Annotated in this window: 19 protein-coding genes, 1 tRNA gene and 1 pseudogene; 10 read left to right on the top strand and 11 right to left on the bottom strand. The window is 43.1% G+C overall.

The window, feature by feature from the left end; genetic code table 11:
- Nucleotides 1-388 precede the first annotated feature (388 nt).
- The gene (locus tag R7P36_RS12095; protein WP_318099155.1) at nt 389-1,639 is read left to right on the top strand and encodes a DEAD/DEAH box helicase; all 1,251 of its coding nucleotides are present in this window, start codon (nt 389-391) and stop codon (nt 1,637-1,639) included.
- Between the two features lie 151 nt (nt 1,640-1,790).
- On the opposite strand, the gene R7P36_RS12090 is transcribed toward R7P36_RS12095, so the two are convergent.
- Nucleotides 1,791-2,207 (bottom strand): VF530 family DNA-binding protein, encoded by a 417-nt coding sequence (locus R7P36_RS12090; protein WP_005375544.1) that lies wholly within the window; start codon nt 2,205-2,207, stop codon nt 1,791-1,793.
- A 418-nt stretch (nt 2,208-2,625) separates the two neighbouring features.
- On the opposite strand from R7P36_RS12090, the gene R7P36_RS12085 reads away from it, so the two are divergent.
- Nucleotides 2,626-4,083, top strand: coding sequence for a DUF3360 domain-containing protein (locus R7P36_RS12085; protein WP_149191573.1), 1,458 nt, complete (start codon nt 2,626-2,628; stop codon nt 4,081-4,083).
- 131 nt (nt 4,084-4,214) lie between these two features.
- Here R7P36_RS12085 and trpB read toward each other — a convergent pair whose 3' ends face one another.
- The 4 genes and pseudogenes from trpB to R7P36_RS12065 form a co-directional block, all read right to left on the bottom strand.
- Complete coding sequence (trpB, locus tag R7P36_RS12080; protein WP_213899601.1) at nt 4,215-5,438, bottom strand: tryptophan synthase subunit beta; 1,224 nt, start codon at nt 5,436-5,438, stop codon at nt 4,215-4,217.
- 390 nt (nt 5,439-5,828) lie between these two features.
- A pseudogene (locus tag R7P36_RS12075) lies at nt 5,829-6,135 on the bottom strand (S1 RNA-binding domain-containing protein); the annotation flags it as partial.
- Nucleotides 6,136-6,494: 359 nt separating this feature from the next.
- Entirely contained in the window at nt 6,495-6,707 is a 213-nt protein-coding gene (locus R7P36_RS12070) for a cold-shock protein (RefSeq protein WP_005375644.1), read from the bottom strand.
- Nucleotides 6,708-7,013: 306 nt separating this feature from the next.
- Nucleotides 7,014-7,262 (bottom strand): hypothetical protein, encoded by a 249-nt coding sequence (locus R7P36_RS12065; RefSeq protein ID WP_005375646.1) that lies wholly within the window; start codon nt 7,260-7,262, stop codon nt 7,014-7,016.
- 289 nt (nt 7,263-7,551) lie between these two features.
- Between R7P36_RS12065 and pcp the strand changes: the two genes are divergently transcribed.
- The 4 genes from pcp to R7P36_RS12045 all read left to right on the top strand — a co-directional run bounded on the left by pcp (nt 7,552) and on the right by R7P36_RS12045 (nt 11,165).
- Complete coding sequence (gene pcp / locus R7P36_RS12060; protein WP_213899600.1) at nt 7,552-8,190, top strand: pyroglutamyl-peptidase I; 639 nt, start codon at nt 7,552-7,554, stop codon at nt 8,188-8,190.
- A 198-nt stretch (nt 8,191-8,388) separates the two neighbouring features.
- Complete coding sequence (locus R7P36_RS12055; protein ID WP_053303741.1) at nt 8,389-8,652, top strand: hypothetical protein; 264 nt, start codon at nt 8,389-8,391, stop codon at nt 8,650-8,652.
- Between the two features lie 63 nt (nt 8,653-8,715).
- Complete coding sequence (locus R7P36_RS12050) at nt 8,716-9,702, top strand: CobW family GTP-binding protein (RefSeq protein WP_017821090.1); 987 nt, start codon at nt 8,716-8,718, stop codon at nt 9,700-9,702.
- A 170-nt stretch (nt 9,703-9,872) separates the two neighbouring features.
- The gene (locus tag R7P36_RS12045; RefSeq protein WP_025768979.1) at nt 9,873-11,165 is read left to right on the top strand and encodes a DEAD/DEAH box helicase; all 1,293 of its coding nucleotides are present in this window, start codon (nt 9,873-9,875) and stop codon (nt 11,163-11,165) included.
- Between the two features lie 64 nt (nt 11,166-11,229).
- On the opposite strand, the gene R7P36_RS12040 is transcribed toward R7P36_RS12045, so the two are convergent.
- The 3 genes from R7P36_RS12040 to R7P36_RS12030 all read right to left on the bottom strand — a co-directional run bounded on the left by R7P36_RS12040 (nt 11,230) and on the right by R7P36_RS12030 (nt 16,144).
- Nucleotides 11,230-14,256, bottom strand: a complete 3,027-nt coding sequence (locus R7P36_RS12040) for a DUF6701 domain-containing protein (protein ID WP_213899599.1) — start codon at nt 14,254-14,256, stop codon at nt 11,230-11,232.
- 307 nt (nt 14,257-14,563) lie between these two features.
- Nucleotides 14,564-15,403, bottom strand: coding sequence for an arginase (locus R7P36_RS12035; protein ID WP_005375657.1), 840 nt, complete (start codon nt 15,401-15,403; stop codon nt 14,564-14,566).
- Nucleotides 15,404-15,409: 6 nt separating this feature from the next.
- The gene (locus R7P36_RS12030) at nt 15,410-16,144 is read right to left on the bottom strand and encodes an IclR family transcriptional regulator (RefSeq protein WP_005386192.1); all 735 of its coding nucleotides are present in this window, start codon (nt 16,142-16,144) and stop codon (nt 15,410-15,412) included.
- 348 nt (nt 16,145-16,492) lie between these two features.
- Here R7P36_RS12030 and R7P36_RS12025 point away from each other — a divergent pair, with 348 nt between their 5' ends.
- A complete protein-coding gene (locus R7P36_RS12025) occupies nt 16,493-17,965 on the top strand; it encodes an EAL domain-containing protein (protein WP_213899598.1) in 1,473 nt (490 codons plus the stop codon).
- On the opposite strand, the gene modF is transcribed toward R7P36_RS12025, so the two are convergent.
- Nucleotides 17,953-19,407: a molybdate ABC transporter ATP-binding protein ModF gene (gene modF, locus R7P36_RS12020; protein ID WP_161440990.1), complete on the bottom strand. Its 1,455-nt coding sequence runs from the start codon at nt 19,405-19,407 to the stop codon at nt 17,953-17,955. The genes R7P36_RS12025 and modF overlap by 13 nt on opposite strands.
- A 285-nt stretch (nt 19,408-19,692) precedes the next feature.
- Here modF and R7P36_RS12015 point away from each other — a divergent pair, with 285 nt between their 5' ends.
- A complete protein-coding gene (locus R7P36_RS12015) occupies nt 19,693-21,243 on the top strand; it encodes a PAS domain-containing methyl-accepting chemotaxis protein (protein ID WP_033907145.1) in 1,551 nt (516 codons plus the stop codon).
- Between the two features lie 161 nt (nt 21,244-21,404).
- On the opposite strand, the gene R7P36_RS12010 is transcribed toward R7P36_RS12015, so the two are convergent.
- Nucleotides 21,405-21,495: transfer RNA gene (locus R7P36_RS12010), tRNA-Ser, on the bottom strand.
- Between the two features lie 329 nt (nt 21,496-21,824).
- Between R7P36_RS12010 and R7P36_RS12005 the strand changes: the two genes are divergently transcribed.
- Nucleotides 21,825-22,505: a MaoC family dehydratase gene (locus tag R7P36_RS12005; protein WP_005375670.1), complete on the top strand. Its 681-nt coding sequence runs from the start codon at nt 21,825-21,827 to the stop codon at nt 22,503-22,505.
- A 63-nt stretch (nt 22,506-22,568) separates the two neighbouring features.
- On the opposite strand, the gene R7P36_RS12000 is transcribed toward R7P36_RS12005, so the two are convergent.
- On the bottom strand, nt 22,569-23,393 hold the full coding sequence (locus R7P36_RS12000; protein WP_017635752.1) for a phosphate ABC transporter substrate-binding protein: 825 nt from the start codon (nt 23,391-23,393) through the stop codon (nt 22,569-22,571).
- A 266-nt stretch (nt 23,394-23,659) separates the two neighbouring features.
- Here R7P36_RS12000 and R7P36_RS11995 point away from each other — a divergent pair, with 266 nt between their 5' ends.
- Nucleotides 23,660-24,013 (top strand): DUF3024 domain-containing protein, encoded by a 354-nt coding sequence (locus R7P36_RS11995; RefSeq protein ID WP_017821084.1) that lies wholly within the window; start codon nt 23,660-23,662, stop codon nt 24,011-24,013.
- The last annotated feature ends 8 nt before the right edge of the window (nt 24,014-24,021 follow it).

Genomic DNA, 24,021 nt, shown 5'->3' with positions numbered 1-24,021 from the left:
AGAAGTTCTAAGTAACTTTGCCCATCTGCAAGCTATAGTATTTTCTCAAGCTATATTAAGTTCTCAAAACCGCAGAGCTTAAATAGTGTGGTTAAGCCTTTGATTCGGATGTGGCCTGCCTTTGTAATCTCTTTCCCCAAAATACAATGTGTTCTGTTTTACAGGAGTCAGAATGCCTGACTCCTTTTCCCTTTGCTTGTCGTGAGCTCTACCATCTTGTTCGGAGAGTATTGGTTACCGAAACCATTAACTCATGTTAGTGAAAGGAAATTCCTGAACCCTATAGTGCTTCTTTCACCAATCTTCTGTTTGGGCCATTATCTCTAACATCCAGACGCGAAATAGCATAAGATACACGGTCTTTACTAGCACTGAGCCACTCATCGTAATGACAGATAAAACACAGCAAGTGACATTTGCCGATCTTGGCCTGATTCCAACCTTAGTCGAGCGACTAGAAGCGTTAGAATACAGCCAACCGACGCCCATTCAATCCCGTGCTATTCCTGATATCCTTGAAGGGAAAGATATTATTGGTGGTGCCAATACGGGTTCTGGTAAAACCGCTGCTTTTTCGCTGCCAATCCTGCAAAAAATTGTTCAGCAAGACGGATCAAACAATCGCCGTGGTAACTTCGTTTCTCACCTGATTTTAGTTCCAACTCGTGAGTTGGCATCACAGGTGGCATACAACGTCAAATCTTACTCATACCATCTTAGAGATAAGATCAAAACGGTTGCCGTATTTGGTGGTGTATCGGTGAACCCACAAATGCTAGCGCTTCGCGGTGGCTGTGACATTATCGTAGCTACGCCGGGTCGATTACTTGATCTGGTATCCAGTAACGCGATTAAGTTGAACCAAGTAGAAACGCTCGTCCTTGACGAAGCCGACCGAATGTTGAGCCTCGGATTTACCGAAGAACTCAATAAGATTCTTGCGTTACTGCCAGAGAAGAAACAGACGCTGTTATTTTCTGCAACTTTCCCTGATAAAGTCACGGCGCTGGCTCAGCAGTTGCTCCGTGACCCTGTTGAAGTTCAGTTGCAGAGCGCAGAAGCCAGCACTTTGGTGCAGCGCGTGTTTAGTGTAAATAAAGGTGAGAAGACGGCGGTACTCGCGCACTTAATCAAACAGCATCAGTGGCGACAGACTCTGATTTTTGTGAATGCTAAGAATGCCTGTAATCATTTAGCTCAAAAGTTGTCAAAACGCGGTATTACCGCTGAAGTTTTCCATGGTGATAAAGGGCAGGGCGCTCGTACTCGTGTCCTTGACGGTTTTAAGTCTGGCGAGATTCAAGTTCTTATTGCCACCGATATCGCAGCACGCGGCCTTGATATTGAAAAACTTCCAGTGGTGATTAACTTCGATCTTCCGCGTAGCCCTTCTGATTATATGCATCGAATCGGTCGTAGTGGTCGTGCTGGTGAAGTAGGTTTAGGATTATCTCTTATCGATTACGACGACTACCACCATTTCAAAGTAATAGAAAAGAAAAATAAGTTCCAACTTGAACGCGAGCAGGTAGTCGGTTTTGAAGTGGAAGACGATCAGAGTGAAGCCTACTTTTTACCAATGAAGCCGCGAGCGAAGCCGGCAGGTACGGGTAAAAAGAAGAAAAAGCGTAATCAATAGAAAACGTAAACTACATGTGAGTTTACTTACGGGAGTTGTTAGAGAAAGGGAATGCTCACTAGCTTGAGTCTTCGCTTCTAGCCATTCCTTTAAAGAACAATTGAGCCCTGCTGGAGCTACCAGTAGGGCTCTATTGCTTTTCAAGATAGTGTTATTGGCGACGAGCAGGGCGTCCGCGAGGTGAACGCTTTTTAAATGCAGACGCTGCTTTGGCTTGTGACTTAAGAATAGAGTCAACGGTTAGCGGCATTGGCTCTTTAGGTTCAAGGCCATGAGGGAAGGTACGAGCTCTTGGTGGTAAGTTGTATTCTTCTTCGCTCGCGCGTGGCATGCGCTTAAAGCGATAAAGGTAAAAGTTTTCTAATTTTTCTCTCGCCCATTCGGTTTTCTTTAAATACTTCACGCTACTTGCAATCGAAGGCTTAGTGTTAAAGCAATTAAAACGCATTGCTGTATCTAGAATGTCCCAGCCGTAAAAATCCACTAACTCTTGCAACATAGTCTCTAGCTTTAATCCGTGCAGTGGATTGTTCTGTTGCAGCTCGATTCTCTCTTCGTCAGTCATCATTTTTAAGGGCCTTACTCATTAAAGGGCGGAGTTTAACAAAGTATACAATGCAGAGATATCTATAGTTACTTTGCGATGGATGCGAGCACAGTGATCTCTACCTTGAAAGTATAAATCGGAATTGGCCGTTCTACTTGGCTCTCTGCTCAAAAATGACTCATAAAAGTTCAAGCGTCCTAGTTCGATGTTAAATTATTGTGTAATAAGTGAGATTTTTGTTGTTCTTTTACTAATGTCTAATATTCCTACCCATAGCAACACATGCTTAATAAGCTCAAAATCAAAATTGGTTCATGCCGCTTTCTTAGTATGGCCTAGAAGTTTGATGTGGGTGTTGTCTCGTATTGGTCGAAGGTCTGTCTACCAAGCGAAACTCTAGTTGACGTAGTTCAACGTTGAAACATAAAAGGATGACTCAATGTCTGACAAAAGTAAGACTTTTTACAGGGATGTGCGCAAAAAACCGCATGAATTTGAAAACCGAGAAGACTTTCTAAATCATGATTTAACCGTCATGAGTTTCCGTCGCTGGGGAATTCATTTGCCCTCACGTGATTACAGTATTGAAATCGAAGACTGGGTACCGGCATTAGCAGCAACCATTGGTAAAGTGGTTATGGTCACTGCCATGGTTTCCGCTTTTGCTGCTCAGTTTGGTTTATCTCCGGAATTCATTGCAGAAAACGTGCGTTACGAATTACTTATCGCTGGAGCCCTGTTCGTCATCCTGTTTTCTGCCATACTAAACCCGAATGCAAACTTAGCGGGAACCCATGGCCCAATGATACCGCTGATTCCTATGATTGCAGCTGCAGGAGGGCACCCTCTCGCGCTAGGTTTGATGGTATGTGTTTTTGGGTTAATTCTCGCCTTAACCAAAGGTGGCTCTAAACTCATGACTCTGACTGGTATCGGGGTTCGAGGAGGGTTGTTGATCTACCTTGGTGCTGTTGGGTTGCTCGGGCAAATTAATAAGACGGAAGCGTGGGCTGCAAGTACGGACCAAGGTTACATTTCGTTTGTGGTCATAGGCCTAACCGTTATGGTTTACGCTTACTTAGCCAAGATCAATAAACGTTGGCTCGCTATCCCATTGTGCTCTGCACTCGCGGGTATTGTTGCTTATTTGATGGGCGCTGAGTTTGCTTTTACCACAGAGCCGGGCCTGCCTAATTTCAGTCCATTTTACTGGTGGGGTGAAAATACTGGTTGGCAACTAGGCTGGCCAACTCTAGAGCACTTTATTGCCGTGACTCCATTTGCTCTATTGGCAGTCGCTATGTGGTCCCCTGATTATCTCGGCCATCGTGTGTTTCAAGAACTTAACTACCCAAAAGAAGCGAAAGGCGTACTCATGGATGTCGACGACACGATGGTCGGAGCGTCTGTTCGTCAGGGGGTTGGTTCACTATTAGGTGGCGGTAATTTAGCTTCTTCTTGGGGTACGTACATGATTCCAGCCGCAATTGCCAAACGTCCTATTCCAGGTGGCGCACTGTTAACGGGTTTCATGTGTATTGCGGCGGCGGTAATTGGCTACCCAATGGATCTAGCAATGTGGGAACCTGTTCTGCGCGTTGCTTTGATTGTGGGTGTATTCTTACCACTTCTTGAAGCGGGTATGCAGATGATCCATAAGCATAAAGATTCACTCAGTGCAGGTATCTGTATTTTTGCCTGTGCATTCGTTAATCCAGTCTTCGGTTGGGCAATCACGATGCTGTTGGATAACCTCGGGCTTATCGGCGACCATGAGCGTGCTAACGAACTATCGCGCAAAGATAAATATCTGATTCCTGGCACTGCGTTTATCGTTTGTGCAGGCTCCCTTGCTGTTGTTGGTCAGCTTCCAGGCATTCCAGCTCTTATCGGTTAATCGAATTATGCTTTAAAGGCATAGTGGGATTGGTGAATAAAAGGACTTGCTTCTTAAAATACAAGACACAAACAAAAAGCTACCTAGTTCCAGGTAGCTTTTTGTATATAGGGTTAGGTTACGGAGTTAGGCTATATGAGTGATTCAATGCCGTATTTTGCGCCGTAGTGTTCAACGACAAAATCAATGTCTTTGTCACCACGGCCTGATAGGTTGATCAAAATCGAGCCGGTTTCTCCTTGCTTCGCGAGTTTAATCGCGTAAGCGACAGCGTGTGAGGATTCAATAGCAGGGATTATTCCCTCTTCACGAGACAGCTCAAAGAAGGCATCAATCGCTTCGTCATCACTGATTGAGCCGTAATTGACACGGCCAATGTCTTTTAAGTAACTATGCTGAGGTCCAACCGATGGGTAATCCAAGCCACTTGCTACAGAGTACACTTCCTGAGGTTCGCCTTGCGCATCTTTAAGCATGTAAGACTTAAATCCGTGCATGATACCTGGCTCACCGAGTGTGAGTGTTGCAGCATGCTCGCCAACCTTTTGCAAAGAGCGGCCCGCAGGTTCAACGCCGTGAATGGCGACTTGTTCATCCTCTAAGAAAGCAGTAAATAGCCCCATCGCGTTAGAACCACCTCCAACGCATGCGACGAGATTATTGGGTAACTTGCCGGTCATTTCTTTGAATTGAACTCGTGCTTCGTTACCGATAATTGATTGGAAATCTCTCACCATTTTAGGGAATGGGTGAGGGCCAACGACAGAGCCTATCGCATAAAGTTGTGTATCAGGATCTTTCAGATAAGCTTCGAATGCAGAATCTACCGCTTCTTTGAGGGTTTTGCGCCCATGAGTGGCAGGAATGACATTAGCACCAAGGATTCTCATGCGGACGACATTCGGATGTTCTTTGGCGATATCAACTTCACCCATGTAAATATCGCATTTCAAGCCAACCAATGCCGCGGCTGTAGCAAGCGCAACACCGTGTTGCCCTGCGCCAGTTTCAGCAATCAGTTTCTTCTTACCCATCTTTTTAGCGAGAATGGCTTCCCCTAAGCAGTGGTTAATTTTATGTGCGCCTGTATGGTTTAAGTCTTCGCGCTTTAGGTAGATGTCTGCTCTGTATTTTTTAGACAAGTTTTCCGCATGGAAGATTGGGCTAGGTCGTCCAACAAAGTGCTTATACAGGCGAGCGAGTTCCGCTTTAAATTCAGGATCTTTGCTGCATTCCTCATAAGCTGCGTTGATGTCATGCATGATTTGTTCAAGCTCAGGTGGAACAAAGCTACCACCGTATTCACCAAAGTATCCTTCTTCGTTGGGCATAGTGAGATCAAACGAGTTTTTCATTATTTACATCCTAGTTAACGAAAGTATTGCTACTTTTATACCCAAAATTTGGAAGAGGTTGTGTGATCAGTTGCTTAAATAACAATTGTCGATCTAGTGAACTAGTTAAAAAGTACAGCTTGGGTAGGGGATAATAGTTGGGATGTAGAATCAGGTGGTTTGAATCGGTGCAAAAAAGCCTCGAGAGATCCTAGGCTGTCATAAGAACCTCTCGAGGCAAACAGAGTGCTGGAAATACACTCTGCGATGGTGTCTGGAAACAAAAATTAGATTCGTTTCCTTTGCCAGATATTAGGGTTTTAGAATGAGCTGATGTCAGCGAAATGTCACAAGTTAATCGCGATATCTAAAGCTTATTTTTTATTTTTGAACAATGGGTTAAAAAACAGACTAACCTACCGTGTGTTCTGTATCTTTTAAATTGAACATGATCTTTCTTTGTTTCGAATCGACGTCTTTAACCAATACGTGCACTTTAGTCCCTAAAGTAAACGTGGTGCTCTGGCTAGAAATTTTTTGTTTGACTGCATCAAATTCGAACTCACCATTTTGGAAACTTGATAAAGGAATGAGACCTTCGATTCGGTTCCTCTAACTCAACAAATCCCGCGAAGTATGTGAATCCAGACGCTGTCCCTATGAAGTGTTGTCCGATAAATGGCTTCATGTAATGACATTTCAGTGCTGACTCAACCTCTCAGCTAGGGATTATGTGCTCGTAGTTATTAGAATTTATTGATTGAGCAGATATATTTAATTTCATTTTTTCTCTTATATTCGCCAATCGCTTTTATTTTATAAACTTTATTTTTATGAGCAAAGCATGAGGCGAAGTGATTCAGATATGAATGAGATTAATTTAATTCCAAACTGGAATTGCAAGGTAGGTTGTGTGATTACCTAAAGATGTATACCAAAGTGACTTTATTGAAAGTGATTAATGATGGTGTGGGAGAGGTAAGTGATTTGGGTATATAAACTTAGATAGAGAATAGTAAGGGCAGTAATAAGTGGAAGGGGATTGTGGCACCAACAACATTGATGCCACACAAAGAATTACAGAGCAGTTACTTCAGCAGCTTGTAAACCTTTGTTACCTTGTTCAACAACGAACGATACTTTTTGGCCTTCAGTAAGAGTTTTGAAGCCTTCAGAAACAATAGAACGGAAGTGAACGAATACGTCATCACCGCCATTGTCTTGAGAAATAAAACCAAAACCTTTAGTTTCGTTGAACCATTTTACTGAACCAGTTAATTTATTAGACATAGATACCTCTATATTTGATTGTTTTAAATATTGAATTTTTAGCTAATATCAAGTGCTACTATATGATTTTAGAGATAACTATTTTGTCGCAGGAACGTAAACGAGGAATTCGATGTGGAACTGAGAGAAACTTTGATCTTTAATTACATTAATAGCTCTTTCCGTAAGAGCTGATGTGCAGTATACCGACAAAATTAATAAAGGCTAGCCTTTTCTTTTTTATTTTTTGAGTACACCAAGCGCATTGCTTTCAAAGCATACGCTTGGTGTATAAGACGGCGTGATGTTATAGGTGGCGTCGAGCGCTTAGTGTTTTCTGGTTGGGCCGTTACGAACGATGTCTTTACCATTGTCATATACGTGCTGCGAAACCCAGCGGCCAAGGAGCAATTGGTGCTTTTCTCCTAATACGGCAACAAATGGACGACCATCGGTATTAGAGGTGGCTAGCGCAACGCCAGTGACACCTTCAAGGCCAAGAGCGCCGCTTTCTACTAAATGCAGAAATGCCTCTAACTCTTCAATCGTTTCGATTACATGGTTATCAATATTCATTGTATTCAATCTCTTCGAATTGCATTGCGGTCGCGTACTCTACCTAAGTTAAGCGTGGAAACCAAGCTTCTACGTGCGTCATGTAATGAGAGAACCTTGCCCTGCCACTAATCATCAATAAGTTAGTCTCGATAGTCCGGAACTTGCCTAGATTCAATGAGGCAGAAAACACTCTCTGGTTAGACATGAGTCACATAATGTTGTCTGGTTTATCTCATCAATACTTTTGCTATTGGATGGGGTGAAGGGGAGTGCAATAATTTGTGAAACTCTTTTCCTAAAGGCTGTTATGAAGAAAGTCCTGATTACCGGTTTTGAACCTTTTGGTGGTGACGCCATTAACCCCGCCTTAGAAGCGGTCAAGCAATTAGAGGCCGCGGCCATAAAAGGAGGTGTGATAGTTACTTGCCCAGTCCCCGTAGTTCGATATGACTCGGTGAAAGTCGTTATTGAAGCAATAGAAGCGCACCAGCCAGACTGTGTGATTACTGTAGGGCAAGCGGCCGGGCGTAGCGCGATAACCCCAGAGCGTGTCGCAATCAATGTCGATGATTTTCGTATTCCAGATAACGCTGGTCATCAACCGATTGATGAACCCGTGGTGGCTGATGGTCCTGATGCTTACTTCTCGACACTACCGATAAAGCGTGTTGTGCAAACATTGCAAACGCAGGGTATACCTAGCCAGATTTCCAACAGTGCTGGAACATTTGTATGTAACCACCTTTTTTATGGCATCCAACATTACTTGAAAGACAATCCGATTCGTCACGGGTTTGTTCATATTCCATTATTGCCAGTACAAGCAGCAGATGGCAGTCAGCCTTCTATGTCTTTGGACATGATAGTCGAAGGACTAAAGCTGGTGGCGCAAGTTTGTATTGCCGATGAAAACGACATATTGGTCAGCGGCGGGTCGATTTGCTAGTAAGTGTTTTAAAATCCAGTAAGTATATGAAAGATAATAATAAGCTCGTCGTTTGATGTTGTAGTAAATGTTAGCTTTGTCAAATTTCACAAGTAGCGAAAGGAGTAGCATTGAATAGTCAGGTTGGATGTTGTTCAAACTGACATTCCTCTAGTACAGGAGGTGTTAGGGGGCTAACTTTACGAAAGGCGAGTTATTATGAAAAGCAACAAAAGTAAGTCAATCGCACTTATCTCTGTCGTTGTTTTCGCGTTGGCTATTGCTGCGCTTAAATTCGAAAACACGCTCGGAGTTCTTCCCATCGTAGTCGCTATTATCGCGTTTTTTACCTGCGTTATTTATACCGGTAGGTACTTGTCCGATATGAAGCGTTCAGAGTTGATAAGTCAACCCAAACAAGCTCGAAAAATGTGTGCCAACGCATCACGCAATGAGCTTGATGAGTGCGATAAAAAGCGTTGAAGCGAGTCACATTCTCCGTATACTTTGCTGGAGCATTAATGCACTAACGTGTCGGAGATAAGCATGTCAAATCGAGTACCAACCAACATACTGACCGGATTTTTGGGTGTCGGTAAAACGACCACGATTTTAAATCTACTGAAGAACAAACCGGAAAAAGAAAACTGGGCGGTTTTGGTCAATGAATTTGGTGAGATTGGCATCGACGGTGCATTGATGACCGACCAAGGCGCGCTGATTAAAGAAGTGCCAGGTGGTTGTATGTGCTGCACTGCGGGTGTGCCGATGTCGGTAGGTATCACCGCATTATTGCGTCAAAAACCGGACCGTTTATTGATTGAGCCAACAGGCCTTGGTCATCCAAAACAGGTTATCGCGACGCTTACCTCACAGCAGTATGAACCTTACGTTGATCTTAAAGCGACGATTGCCTTGGTTGATCCGCGTAACTTAAGCGATGAAAAGTATCTTTCTAACCAAAACTTCGTGGACCAGTTAGACAGTGCAGATGTGGTTATTGGTAGTAAGGTTGACCTATGTTCCAGCCACGATCTTGATGTGTTTAATGACTGGGTGACGGACCAATCCCCTTCAAAAGTATTCAGTAAGCTTATTCATGACGGTGAGTTGCCGATAGAAGTCTTGGATATTGAGCGGGTTTACGGCAGCGCTTCTTCCCATATCGAGTCACATCATCATGACCACGCTCATCAAGAGCCTCAATTCCAATTGGCGCCTGGTGAAGCCTTTGTGCGCAAAGAGAACAAAGGGCAGGGTTATTTTAGTTGTGGGTGGTTGTTTGGGGCAGAGTATAAGTTTGATTTTGAAAAGCTTTTCTCTATGCTTTCGGACTTGACCGCAGAGCGTGTTAAAGCAGTGGTCAATACGGATCAAGGTTGTTACGCGTTTAATGTTGCCAACCGAGTCGTGTCGGTGAATGAAATCAGCTTAGAAGGCTTTGAATCACGATTAGAAGTGATAGATTCTCAGCTGTTGCCATGGGATGAGCTTGAGCGAATTCTCCTTCAGTTATCTGGCATCAAACATTAAATCGCGCAAAGGTTAAACGAAAACGGTGAACCACTAATATATCTGTGCTCACCGTTTTTTCTTTTGTAGGATTTCAATGAGAAAAGTGAGATAAATCACTCAAATTCGGGTATAGTGCACGGCTAAATTTTTAAAGCTATTTTTAGTGGTTTGTTTAAGGAATACGCTCAATGTCATTTTCATCTCAAGGTTTTGCGCCAGAAGTGGTTAAAGCACTGGCAGAATGCGGTTATGAAAAGTTAACGCCAATTCAACAGAAGGCGATTCCAATGGCTCGCAAAGGCCATGATATTTTCGCTACAGCACAAACAGGTACTGGTAAAACGGCTGCGTTTTCTCTGCCTATGATTCAGCAGTTGCTAGACAGTAACCGTAGCGCTTCTCGTAAGACTGCTCGCGCACTTATCTTGGCTCCAACTCGTGAGCTTGCTGAACAAATTGCTGACAACATCAAAGCTTACACGAAATACACGAACCTGTCGGTGGCTGCGATTTTCGGTGGCCGTAAAATGTCTTCTCAAGTAACGGCATTAGAAAACGGTGTAGATATCCTAGTGGCTACACCTGGTCGATTGGAAGAGCACATTGAACAAGGTAATGTCTCGGTCGCACACTTAGAGTTTTTAGTGTTTGATGAAGCAGACCGTATCTTGGACATGGGCTTTATTCACGCAGTACGTAAGATCATGCTAGATGTGGATACTGATCCGCAAATTATGATGTTTTCTGCAACGACTTCGAGCCAACTAAATCTGTTAGCAAAAGATATCCTGCGTAAGCCTAAGCGTATTGAAGTTGAGCGAGCGAATACGACAGCACAGACAGTTGCTCACGTGTTATATCCAGTTGATCAAGAGCGAAAAACGGAACTGCTTTCGGAGCTGATTGGTCGTAAGAACTGGAAACAAGTGTTGGTATTTGTGAACTACAAAGAGACCGCAAACGACGTTGTAAAAGAGTTGAAACTTGATGGTATCAAAGCGGTGGTTTGTCATGGTGACCGTGCTCAAAGTGCTCGTCGTCGTGCGTTAGAAGAGTTCAAGTCCGGTAAAGCACGTGTCATGGTGGCTACCGATGTCGCTGCTCGAGGTCTAGATATTGAAGATTTACCTCACGTTGTGAACTATGACATGCCTTTCCTAGCGGAAGATTACGTTCACCGAATTGGTCGTACAGGCCGTGCAGGTAAACAAGGTCATGCCGTTTCATTTGTAAATCGAGATGAAGAGCTCACGGTTGTTCAGGTTGAAAATCTAATCCAGCAACGCATTCGCCGTATTGAGCTTGCAGGCTATGAACCAAAACAGCGTGAATCTTACATTGAAAAGCTGCACTCAAAACCAGCGTTTAAGAATCGTCAAGGTCGTCGTAATAACCCGAACCAGTCGGCAACAGACCAAGGGTCGGCAGAGCGTCGTCTTGCTATGGTGAAGCGCCTGAAAGCGCGTCGTGGCGCAAAGTAAATTACACAGTCTGTGTGAAAAGAGCCCCTCAATTGAGGGGCTTTTTTTGTTTTGTCGTTTCGCGTTAATTTAGGCCAAGCACATTCGGTTCACCACGATAAATAATGCGATCGTTTCCTCGGTGAATACCAAACGTAACAATGACGGGTGGGTTTTCCTCTTCACTTGTAGAGCTATCCCAATCGTATTTCAGCCAAGGGATGCGATTGCCTGAGCTGTCTAAATCTAGGTGGAATTGTATTTGCTCGCGCGCTGAGTCAATTTGGCTTGCAACGATATCGGTTATCCTGCCGATACTCATCGTTCCAAGGCCAGAAAGCAGGGCGTTGTTTGCAGGCGCATGCGACCAAATTGGCGTGCTGAAGTAATATTCACCATTCGCCGTTGTTGAGCTGTCATCGAAGTTAGTCGTAAATCGACCGTTTTGCCAAATTTCCACATCAAGTGGCACTTTGATCACCATGCCTTGGTTGCCACCTACATCTTGAAAGTTCAAACGACCGAATCGAATGTCTGGTTGTTTTGTGAGCACTTCGCTATCGTCGAAGAAGTTTACCTCATCAACGGCTTTTACTGAGACTAAACCTATTTGGCTGCTGTCACTATTAGTCTCGGTATTGAATGGACCATCAGGATATTGCTTATCTGTCGTGTTCTTTTTCCAGCATGGGCTATTGTTACAAGTCGCATTGGTCGAGGGCTTCTCTATAACAAACGTTCCAACACTCGCGCTACCCAGTAGTTTCCAGTCTACCTTCTTAGGCTTAGGCGGCAAAAACCGATCGGAGTATGAGCTTAGCTCGCCTAAATCGAAATGTTGTTGAAGGTTAGACGAAAAGTGGACGTAATTCTTCACGTTTTCCTTATTCGCATTGAGTGCGACAACATCGTAAGTGACTTTCTCAAAAGGTTGATTCATGTAAGCAAAAGTTTGGCCATGTGGGTAGTGCCATTCTTGGTCTTGCACTTGAAAATATTTTGGGTAAAAACGACCAACGTAACGATAGCCTTCGTTCACAGTCATACCTAGATATTTACTTTCTAGGTTTGCTTTTACTCTCAAGCTCCCGACTTCTTCCCAATATAATCCATTAAAGAAGAATTGATCATTCTTGGCTGAATTATGCGCCTGAGCCAGTGAGTCACTACTTTTTAGCAATTTTGAGGTTTGGTTCGCTGTCTCTGATGGCGTATGTTGCTCACTCGACAAGACAACCGATGCTGCTGGAGCGTCATCAAGCGTAAAATTACGGGTGATAGAAGCATCACAATAGCGTGCTGATTCAACAGACCCACTTACAGAGCCGTCAGGTTGCCAAATGATTGGTTTCACCGTTAGAGAGAAAAGTTCTCCGGCAGCAAGAAACCCTTCTCCTTGTTCAGAGGTGCCAGAAGGCAAAGCACGTTGGTTGTCACAAATAGCGAGTGTCCATGGTCGCGAGTGCACATTAAATGTCCCTTTCACTTCCACTTTGCCTTCTTCTGGACACTCTTCAAATCCCTCACATTCAAAATGATCGGACAATGTCACTTCAAATATGCCGGACTCGTTCGTGATAAGACCATGTTCAGACAAGCCGTCTTTAAATTCCGCTGAATAGCTAAAGTTTCCTTCACTTCCTCCTAATGGTTGAACCAATGGATGAAAAACCTTAGGCGTACCATTGTAGTTGCTTGCCACTACAGGTTCGCCGGTGGAGGCACAAGCAAGCAATCGCGTATGCACGTTTTCTGGTTTACCTGCAATAACGCGTATTTCATTTAAAGTTGCGCTTTTCGTCTTTGAGTAGGCCTCAAACATAAATGGCGTAAACATAAAGCGAACAGTTTGATGCTTGCTCGTGTCTTTCGCCATAGTGAAAGTTAGTGTGTAGTTGGTATCTAACGAGATCGTATCAATATTATTCGGAACCACTCGAACAACAAGTTCACCATTCTCGTCAGATATAAATTGGTTGGCTCCTAATGTCTGCTGACCTTTAACCACCTCTAAAGTGAACAAGTCAGGGTGTGATAGGACAGCACTGACTTCTGCGCTTACAACTTCTCCATCATTGGTTGTTGTTGCTGTAAATTGCGGAAGATCGTCGCCGCACATCAGTGCCATGTCGTCCGATGGTGTGACGCTGAGGTTTAAGTCGTTCTCCGATGGAGGCTGCATGCTGCAATTCGGCACATCTTGAGGGGTGATTGGACAGACTTGGGAAGAGTAGTGACAATCAGCCTCGCCCAATCCACAGTATTGCGTGTATTTGTTGTCTTGTGCTTTCGTTTGTGCACTTCCTGGCGTTTGTTGGATTTCACCACAAACTTGACTAGGCTGATTTGGAGCGTTGTTGAAGTTCAATGTTTGGAAGTATTTAATTGCTGCGGTGGAACTATAGAATGAGCCACTTAATGTAGCTGACGATCCTACAGATTCAGCCGTACCATAGATCGACATATCTTTTATAATCAGAGAGTTGTGCGCAGAAACATCACCGACGACAAAATGGTCTTGTAAAGGATGGTTTGTTTTTAGGTGTAGTGTTTCGCCTTGTGATTCGACCTTACCACAGATGTTTGTATTAAATATATTGGTCGTGCTGTGAGTCAAAATGTCACCAATAATGGTGTTGTACTCACCATTAATATGAAGGGCCTCACCTGTTAGCTCTATATCCCCATCGATGAGAACGTTATGCAGCTTTGTTGGATAAGCAGATAGAAGATCACCATAGATAACAGTGTGCTTGTTTTGGTAATCGTCGAGGTTTGATGCTTTCTCATTGTTAACCGTTAATCCGGTAGCGAGGGCGTGTAGAGAGATACGTTTATTGGGTTCACCAATCGTATTATTCCCCTCTAACACAATTCCATAATCTGCTTTTAACGTTATCTCTTTTTCCGGTAATGAGGAGACAATTTTATCACCAGCGGGTAGGACTAGTTTCCCTGTACAGCGATAAGTCGTGCCATCGCTTTCGATACTAAAACTCTTGTGTGAGCAAAGTTGAGCTAACTCAGATAGATCTTTTACGTCATAAGTGGTGGCGTGTGAGGTTAGCGGTAAAAAAAGAACCGCAGTGAAAATACTGCAAAGACGCATCATCAAATGTCCTAATGAGTGGAACAAGATGGCATCAAGCGAGCGTGAGCAAATGCTCACTGAAATTGGAATAGCTGCGGTAATTTTTTGTTTTGAAGCCGCTTAGTTATTGAACTTTGGTTATTTTTTATTTCGTATGTCATACCAAAGTTTAGCGGCCTTATTACAACGTAAGTGTCAGGTTAGTTCAAGAGGCAAGTGTGATGTGTGTCGATTTATATGTGTAACTATTTGTTAGTTAAGGATAATAAGTAAGCATGTTGGTTCAGAATCAGGAAGGAAGCGATCCTGATTCTGAATGTTTATAACGCTATGCAGCGTGAACGATGAGTGGAGCCATCTGATATAACTCTTCTAGTATGGCTTTCGTTTGTCTCGAATACACCAGACAATCTCGATCGCCAACGAGCTGAATTGCTCTCACTTTACCTGCAACCAAACATTGCCTAATCGTGCGTAGAACCATTTGGATATCAATTTCTGACGCGCCATCAAGGCTGTTTTTGGTTTTTAGAGATCCAAGGTCGATGCTAATGATTATTTGGTCGCAGTGGTCTAGGTAATTGCCGATCTGTTGCTTAACGTTATTGCGATGACGAAAAGAAAACTCTTTCTCGGTCACCCAATCACAACCTTGATCTTCCGCGTATTCCCACGTTTCCTGCTTCGTCTCTTGCTCACTGACGCCAGCAAAAAACAATCGTACGTTTTGATAGCGAGAAAGAGCAAAATGGAATGCAGAGCCTAAGCGTGGCTCAAGTGTCGGCTTCAAGTTCATGTTATGCCCGATATTTACGACACCCACTTCGTCTCGATAGGATACGACCACAGGTAACATGGACAAGATTGCCTCGGTACAGTTAGTTACTAAAACAGGAATTGAGTGGCGAGAAAGCGAAAGGCTTAATGCTTCTTGAAACTCGCCATTCTCCAGTTTGTCGTGGTTGAAGTGCCCATAGTTCTCAGCGGTTTCATGATCGTGTTGTTGGTAAAGCCAATCACTAGCATTTTCCAAACTTTGATCAGCTAATTCAAACGCGCCCTTAGACATGGGTGGCAAATACTCACACACTGTCATAAAAGAAAAAGGGTAATGCTGCGGCTGTTTCACGGTGTGGTGGAGTTTATAGCGTTTGAAAAAGCTTAACATGATGAATTACCTTTCTGGTGGTAGTGCCCTTGCCGCTTGCAGTACATGTAAAATAATGCGCTGCTTGTCCTTTTCGACTCGGTGGGCCGGAGCCATCACCGAGACTGCGCCAATCAGTTTGCTTCCTTTCATTACCGGTGCGCTAATACCTGACACACCAGGGTCAATCTCAGAAGTACTGACGGCATATCCGTGTTTACGGATGGTTGTGAGCTCTTTTTCCCACTCGTCACGTCGGTGATCTTGATTAAAATATCTCAAGATTTTCTCGCATCGACTTTGAGGCATAAAAGCGAGCATCACTTTAGATGAGGCACCGCGCAGCAGAGGTTGACTTTGACCCTGGACGAAGCTGCAACGCAGCGCCTGCATACTTTCTTTCTGTCTGACACAAAGCGCACGATAACCCGCTGGTACCATATAAGCGGCCATTTCCCCGGTTTGTTGTACCAACCTAGCCAGTATGGTTTCGACCATGTCGAGCCCATGTTGCGCGGTCTCATAGCTGTGCATGAGTAATAATGCCGCCGGACCAACGACAAATGTCTTGTCGTGAACGCTTTCTTCGATCAAGTTCCATTCTTTAAGCAGTTTTAAGTGTCGGTAAAGGCTGCTTAAAGGAACGTTCAATTGCTCGCTTAGCGTTTTCGCAGAAACTGGGAACGGACTAACTGCAACTTGCATTAACAACTGCAGTGATTTTTCGTTTACCTGGTTAGCATTAGCTTTGTTTGTCGTCATGAGAGTGTTGTAACGTGTTGTAGGAGTTACGACAAATATAATTCTTAATCACTGAGAAAAGAAAAATAATTTTAATGGGTAATTCTTACATGATGAGAAACAGACAGGTAAAGACTTTCGCAAGTACCGATAGACATAACATGGTGTCGAATTAAAGTCTCAGGTTTGAGGCGCTTGATACTAAATTGGAACAGGAGTGATTAAGACATTGTTTAGTTTGCGGTATTACTCAGCGTTTCGCATACTGAGTTAATCCAAACAAATAATGTTAAAAAACGTGAGTTGCTAGCGGGTATCGGAATCGAGGTACCATCTCAGTAAATCGGTTTTATAAAAGGTTACTTTTATATGCTGAATAAGGCGATTTTTAAAAAAGCCATCATTTTTCTTCTGCCTATTCCCTTGGTTATTGGAGAGGTTTTGTATTTAGCTCGTGAAAGCGTGCAAAACAATCTCAATCATTTATTAGAAAAAAATGTGCAAATTGCAGATGAAATTTTATTCCAAATAGAGACAGAAAACCGCACGGCGCTGCTACACCCTGAACGATGTGAAGAGCTCCAGCAAAGCTTAATGTTTGAACGAGATATTGAAGAAATGCTCATTGTGAAAGAGGGAGTCATTACTTGTTCTTCGAAATTGGGAAGTATCTCTAAACCGTTAGCTGAGCACATCACCTTTCCTAAGGGACAAACGCTAGCGTTTGGTAGTGTAGATAGTTTGTACGATCAGTTCTTGCTTGTGGTAACGGAAGGAGAGCGCGGTTATCAAGCCGTAACGATTATCGATCATGACTACTTTAATGCGACAATAGGGTTTAACAACGATTTACGCCTAAAACGCTCTGCGCTGTTTATTCATGAGCAAGTTTCACCCGAAGGAGCATTAAGAGCGGGAAGTAATCCTATCGGTATCAAATCGTCGCAAATGTTTGAGTATGAAGCTTTGAGTGAAGCCAGCGATCTTTTCGTCAAACAGAGAACACTTTCCTATTTTTTGTACTCAATTCCAATTATTTTCGTGATCTACCTTTGTTTGTATGCGTTGAATAAATTTATTGATCCTCATCGCAACTTGATACTGGATCTTAAAAGAGCAATAAAAAGAGGAGAGTTGACCCTGTATTACCAACCGCAAGTTAACGTTGATACCGGCCAGTTATTCGGGTTTGAAGCGCTTGTGCGATGGGAGCATCAAAGTAAGGGGTTCATTTCTCCGGATGAGTTTGTCCCTGCGGCAGAGCAAAGTGGATTGGTTTTTTTACTTACTGATTTCGTTCTGGATAAAGCGGCAGAGGACTTCAGTAAATTAGGCTTTGATCAGCCTGTCCACCTTGGTATTAACGTGCCGCCTGGTTATTTAGTCGGACCAAACGCGATCAGAAAAATTCAATTGCTCGACAGACAGTTGAGCCGAAACAAAGTCTCATTAGGGGTAGAGATAACGGAGCGCCAGCTCATTGATTCAGAGGCGAGAAAATGCATTGCAGCGCTGCGAGTGCATGGTATTGATGTGCTGATCGATGATTTTGGAACTGGCCAAACCTCGTTAGCATTTCTACAGCACATGCGCATAGATTACTTAAAAATCGATAAGTGCTTTGTCGAAACCATTGGTATTCCTAGCCTTAGTGCTTCTGTCTTAAAAGCGATGGTTCATTTCGCGGAAGAATTACAAGTACAATTGATCGCTGAAGGCGTGGAAACCATAGCGCAAGCTGAACACTTAAAGCAGATGGGAGTGAGGTATCATCAGGGATACCTGTACTCCAAACCATTACCTTATGAGCAGCTTGCGCAGCGAAGTCATTATGATTGGTAGACGTTAGCTCTATAACACTGAGCATTTTCATCAAACACAAACTCTAACTCATTTTTGATGCTATCTAAGCGATCTTCTTGGTAGTGAGACACATACAATAGTTGGCTTAAATTCTCTCTAGCGATGAGTTCAAGTGTGTTCTTAACTAACCGTCTACCCAAAAAATCTAACCCTTGATACGGCTCGTCCAAAATCAATAATGTGGGTTGTTTCACGATGGCTCTTGCAATCAGTAACAGTCGCTGCTGGCCGTACTCTAATTGCTTAAATGAGGTTTTTTTGTACTGGCTCATATGTAAGATATCGAGCCACTCGTTTGCAATATCCATTTCTTTGCGAGTTGGCTGGTTATACAACCCAATCGAATCGTAAAATCCTGACAAAATGACTTCTAATGCGCTGCAATTGACTCGATATTGGAGGTGTAGCGCTGAAGACACCATACCGATATGCTGCTTAATTTCCCAGATTGTCTCGCCAGTACCACGCTTTGTACCAAAAATATCAATGTCATTGCTGTAGCATTGCGGATGATCGCCAAAGATCAATCCAAGTAAGGTACTCTTTCCACAACCATTTGGGCCTTTGACCTGCCAATGTTGGCCCTTGTCTATGCGCCAGTTCAAGTCAGTAAAAATCTTCTTATCGGTGTATTCAACAGTCCCATTCTTTAGTTCAAATATTGGGTTGTTGAATGGTGTCGAGTGCTGATGCTGACGTATCAAGCTCATCATTTCTTCACTCTGTTGCTTTGACTGAGATTTAATTTGTCCAATGATTGGATGATTATCCCAACTGGACTTATCCATTGTACTATCAAGCTTTCCTGCACTGAAAAGCGCGATGCTATTGATCCACTCAGGCATGTCAGATTCGCGAGAGAAGGTTATGAGTAGTTGCACATTTTGAGAAAGCGAGTGTAAATAGCGAGCGAGAGCAGCTCGGTGCGCAATATCTAAGCCAGTAAATGGATTATCGAGTAATACTAAGTCAGGTTGTGTGGCTAAAGCTCGGGCGAGCATTACTCTTCTGGTTTCTCCGGTAGAGAGAACACGGAAGCCACTATCTCTAAGATGACTTAGGTCGAGATCATTAACTAGCTGTTCAGTTAAGTTAGTGTCTTGGCTCTGTTCGAGGATTAATGAATAAACAGTGCTTCCTTGGTCGATACGATCAAGAAAATCCGTATCATCCTTTTCTAATTCTCTTTCCAGTAATCGTTGTTGCTCTGATAACGACACTTGCGCAACGGACAGCCCATTTAGCTCAATTTCCCCACTATTTGGTGACATTTCATCACAAATAAGGTCTCCAAGCAGAGAGCCAATATCTCCATCCGCGCTGAATATCCCCCAAGACTGCTGAGTGTTAATTTTCCAATCGTCAATAAACAAGTGTGTCGTGTTTCTCTTAGCTGCAAGCTGACGAAAGTGAATAGTCATTGTGTTTGTCTTCCTTGTTTTCGTTTTAGTGGATTACTTATAACAATTTACGAACTCAGTACGGAAGCGCTTTTGTGTATTAATTTTGAACAGTGCTCAGTCTTGTGCATATTAACGAAGCCTTGTATTAGAGGATAAAAATGCGACTAGAGTCATTAAGTAACAAGTAAGCTTGTCAATAATTTTGTTTTATTTTTGAATCAACCTATCATTATGCATGTAAATGTTATGCTGATAAATTCATATTTGCCGTTTGTTAATTAATCAATGTAAGGACACATGTTTATGAGTGAAACGGAATACGATTACCCTTCGAGTTACAGCCTAGTTTCCATTACCGATACCTCCAGTTACATCAAATATGCCAGTGAAAACTTTAATGAAGTAGCGGGGTTTGATGAAGGGGAGCTTATCGGTAAACCCCACAATGTTGTGCGTCATCCTGATATGCCAAAACAGGCTTTTAAAGATTTATGGACTCACCTGAAAACTGGCAAACACTGGATGGGAATGGTCAAAAATCGACGTAAAAACGGCGGCTATTATTGGGTTGACGCGTTTGCTTCTCCTATAAAATCTAATGGTGAAGTTGTGGAATACCAATCAGTGAGATTTAAACCTGAGCGTATACACATCCAGCGAGCGGAAAAAGCGTATTCGAAGCTTCGAAATAATCGTAAGCCGTGGAAAATGTATCTTCCTCGTACACGTTTGTGGATGAGATCGGCCTTCTTCCTTTTAATTTCAAACCTTCTTGGCTTACTCATTCTACAAATGAATCAATCACCAGTGATAGCGTTTGGCGTTGTTGCGTTACTTTCCGTTTTCTCTATTTATGTATTAACCAGACCAGTTGAGAAGCTCGCTAAACAGGCTAGGCAAGACTTCAACAATCCACTCATGGAATATATTTATTGCGGAAGAATCAACGATCTGGCTGAGATTGAGCTGGGTATGAAGATGCGTAAGCAATTTGCAAATGCGCTATTGGGGCGCGTTGGCGTGTCTGTAAAAGACTCTTGCGAAGAAACGCGCGCAAGTGCTAACAGTGCTGCGACAAATAGCCAGCAAGTGACGGAGAACTTAAGCGCACAGAAAGTGGAGATTGACTCGGTCGCAACAGCGGTCAACGAGATGCAAGCCTCTTCATCTGAGATATCAAATAATGCTCAAGCGACCGCCGAGGCTACGTTAGAAGCGCAAAATACGATGATAGACAGCCGTAGCGTTATCGATAATGTTAACCAATCGGTTTTAGAGTTGGTGGGTGAGCTCGGCGAAATATCTAAAGTGGTCATACGTTTGAACCAACAAACCGAGCAAATTGGAACCGTTGTTGAAGTCATCAATGGTATTGCCGAACAAACTAATTTATTAGCGTTGAACGCTGCAATTGAAGCCGCGAGGGCAGGCGAACAAGGCAGAGGGTTTGCCGTTGTAGCAGATGAAGTGAGAACCTTAGCTAAAAGAACTCAGGAATCGACAACAGAGATTAAATCGGCCATTGAAGGGATTCAAAATGGGAGCAAATCAGCGGTTTCTGCGTTAGAGAAAGGTAATGAAATGTCGACCGGAACGGTAACATTGTTAGGTACTGCTTTGGATAGCATTCAACAATTGGAATCCCTTGTTCAGGACGTCGTCGAACGAAACCAACAAATTGCGGTCGCGATAGAAGAGCAGGTTTATGTAACGGATGAAATAAATGAAAACATCCAGTCGCTTAATTTAAAGTACAGTGAATCGTATGAACTGATGACTGAAACGAATCATATGAACACCAAAGTGCAAAATTGCACCAATGACTTGTCTGAAATGATTAAGAAGTTTGCTTAAACTTTAGAAAATCGAAGTTAAAAGCCCGCTAAAAATTAGCGGGCTTTTAACTCGAATATAGTGAAGTGCTGGATTCGCTTACGAGCGAGGATTTCTAAATCTCGTTTTTGTAAGAGCTAAAACGACGAGAGCTCGCAATAAATGCGAGCTCTCTAAATAAGTGGCGGAGAGATAGGGATTTGAACCCTAGATACGCTATTAACGTATGCCGGTTTTCAAGACCGGTGCTTTCAACCACTCAGCCATCTCTCCGTTGTGGGCGGTATAATAAGGAGCATAGCCCGACTTGTAAAGTGCTGAATTATAATAGAAGTACTGTTTGCTTGTTTTATGATCACTGATGTGATGTTGGACAGTTTGAAAACGGAGTGAAAAAGGGACAAAAAGTACCAATTTATAGAGTTTTTACTTTATATTGGCGCACGTCAATAAAATGGTGTTTTATTGTTATCTTGCTGATATATAAGACATAACATGCTTTTAGGGTACATGTGTTCGCCCGAAAGTATTTGCAAGACTTTGTGAACTAATTCAAAATTAACTGGTATAGCCAGTTGTGCTTAGAATTCTTAAGGGTGTTTATGAAGGTCACAAATCTATTTAAAGACAAAGTTGATGCGATTTCTGCTCATCAATCCGAGTTTATGAATTGGATGTCTCCAACGTTACGCGATTATTGGAGTGACTTTTTGGGGAAAGCTCAAAATAGCTTTCTTTTCTCAAAAGTTCGTGATCACCAGCAGCCAGCCGTCAACGAAGAAGTTGCACCTCAACCTGCACCGATCGTAATGGCACCTGAGGCTCAAAAGCTTTATGACGAGTTAAGTGAAAAAATTGGCGAAGTTATTCACACTGGTGATTGGGTTCATGTGTCTCAAGAACGTATTAACCAATTTGGTGCGGTAACGGAAGACATGCAATGGATTCATACTGATCCAGAGCGTGCTTCAACTGAATCTCCATTTAAGACAACTATCGCTCATGGCTTTTTAACATTAGCATTGCTGCCTAAACTGACGGATTCAGTTGATCCAGACAAGCCAATGTTCCCAACAGCTAAAATGGTAGTTAACTTGGGTTTAAACCAAGTCCGTTTCCCTTACCCTGTCAAAGCAGGCAATAATGTTCGTGCAGTCAGCACGTTAACAAAAGTAACGCCAATCAAAAAAGGTTTGGAGATTGAGCGCGAAATTAAAGTGGAAATTGAAGGTATTCGTCGACCTGGTGCGGTTGTGGTCTCTGTAATTCAACTGCATTTCTAATTCCGAAACCGGAGAGAACACGACATAGGAAAAGAGAGCATCAAGGTGCTCTCTTTTTTATTTTTACTGATTAAAGTTTTTTACTGGTGTATAACCGTAATCTGCAATCGCTTTTTGTCCCTGCTCTGAACGAAGGAAAGCGATAAAACCTTTACCTGCATCGCTAATCTTATCTACTTTGTATAGCACTAGGAATGGTCGCGCCAACTTGTACTTATGATTGCTAATGTTTGTCGAGGTTGGGTCAATACCATCTAACTGAATCGCCTTGATCGAGCGATCTACTGACCCTACAGAGATAAAACCAATGGCGCGAGTGTTATGGTTAACAATGGTTTTTACCATGCTGTTGCTGTTTACAACCAAGTTGTTTGGGCTGATATCCGAGACAAGGCGATCATTAACGATTTTGGTCAGTCCCAGCAAGCTTTCGAAGCTGTAACGTGAACCTGAAGACGCTTCTCTAGTAACCACCGCGATAGGCTGATCTGCGCCCCCGACCTCTTTCCAATTCTTAATCTTACCTTTGTAAATATCAAACAGCTGTTGCTGAGAAAGGTTTTCTACAGAGTTGGTACGGTTTACAACAACAGCGAGGCCATCATAAGCGATAGGGTATACATTGAGATCTTCACCTTTTTCGCTTTCAGTCAGATAGCGAGAGCTCATGCCTATTTCGGCTACTCCTTTATTGACCATGGTGATACCAGCACTCGAACCAATGCCCTGAACAGCAACGTAATCGTCTGGGTGTGTTTTGTTGTATTCCTCAGCAAGTACATCCATCACACGAGCAACCGACGTTGAACCCGAGATGTTGATTTCTTTTGCAATGGTAGGGAGGGAGACTGCTATGGCCAATAACGTCGCCACAGTAAAACGTAACATATTAAACTCCATATACGGGATAAAGCAGAGTTTATGATATTGCGTTCAGGTTACACTTTTGTGAACTGTTAGCGCTAAACAGGGGAATTGTTTCTAGTCAAGAGGTGATGGAGCTAGCGTTTCCAAGTGGACTGAGATGATAATCTGGGCAAATGATAATATAGCTATCTTATACTTGAGTTAGGTAGATAACTACCATCGGTGATGATGTAAAGGTTATATACTAGGATCGACAGCTCTAACTATCATCCATCGGGAGAACGTTGATGTCAGTGTCCCAAATGGCGACAAGTCGTTTATACAAATCAGTTCAATCGCTCTGCTCTGCGCGTAATGCTAACTTGCCTGTCGAACAGGGCAAGTGCCTCTATGAGCTAGTAGAAAATGGCGTTGAGCTTCATCGGGCGCATTTTCTCCTCGACTCCCAGCATAGCGAGTATACTTCTCCCGTCGCGAAGATCATGTTTGATGAGGAAAACCAACTTTGGTATTTCTATGTTCCCACATATCACAACGAGCTGTTAAGGTGGGTGCCTTATAAGCCACTTCCATTTAGCCGAATGCTTGAGGACTTACTCAACGAGTTGGAGCGCGATCCTCAAGCGTGTTTTTGGGAATAGGGCGAGCC

The organism is Vibrio sp. 397, from assembly GCF_033339395.1.
GTDB lineage: Bacteria > Pseudomonadota > Gammaproteobacteria > Enterobacterales > Vibrionaceae > Vibrio > Vibrio alginolyticus.
This window is presented reverse-complemented; position numbering and strand designations above follow the sequence as displayed.